Source organism: Ensifer sp. M14 (genome assembly GCF_003355565.1).
Classification (GTDB): domain Bacteria; phylum Pseudomonadota; class Alphaproteobacteria; order Rhizobiales; family Rhizobiaceae; genus Ensifer.
Window position 1 is genome coordinate 1 of the sequence record NZ_QJNR01000002.1, and the last position, 505, is coordinate 505.

2 protein-coding genes are annotated in these 505 nt (G+C 67.3%); both read right to left on the reverse strand.

Going from position 1 to position 505, the window contains the following annotated elements; translation table 11 throughout:
• Positions 1 to 220: Ig domain-containing protein (locus BLJAPNOD_RS35795; RefSeq protein ID WP_244610858.1), on the reverse strand; the 220-nt coding region annotated here is incomplete at its 3' end.
• A partial coding sequence (locus tag BLJAPNOD_RS35800; protein ID WP_206750047.1) for an Ig domain-containing protein occupies positions 217 to 505 on the reverse strand: 289 nt, incomplete at its 5' end. The genes BLJAPNOD_RS35795 and BLJAPNOD_RS35800, both read right to left, overlap by 4 nt.

A 505-nucleotide genomic window follows, 5' to 3' on the forward strand; every position in this document is an offset into this window, starting at 1 on the left:
TCGGATTGGCCGAGGAATTGGCCGCAACCGTTGCGCTGACGGCGCCGACGACGGGTGGCTGCGAAGCGATGGTGACGGAGTAGGCTCTCGATCCAGTTGCGCCGTTGGCGTCGGTTGCCGTCACGGTGAAATTGGCAGAGCCGCCTATTGTAGGCGTCCCGGAGACTGCCCCTGACAATGCGTTCAACGTCAGTCCGGTGGGAAGCGCGCCGGCGGTTATGGCGTAGCTATAGGGCGCAGTCCCGCCGGAGGCATCGGATTGGCCGAGGAATTGGCCGCAACCGTTGCGCTGACGGCGCCGACGACGGGAAGCTGCGAAGCGACGGTGCCGGAGTAGGCTCTCGATCCAGTTGCGCCGTAAGCGTCGGTCGCCGTCACAGTGAAACTGAAGGCTCCCCCCGTCGTGGGCGTGCCGGAGACGGCGCCGCCGGGGCTCAGGGTCAGTCCGGCGGGAAGCGCGCCGGCGGTTATGGCGTAGCTATAGGGCGCAGTCCCGCCGGAGGCA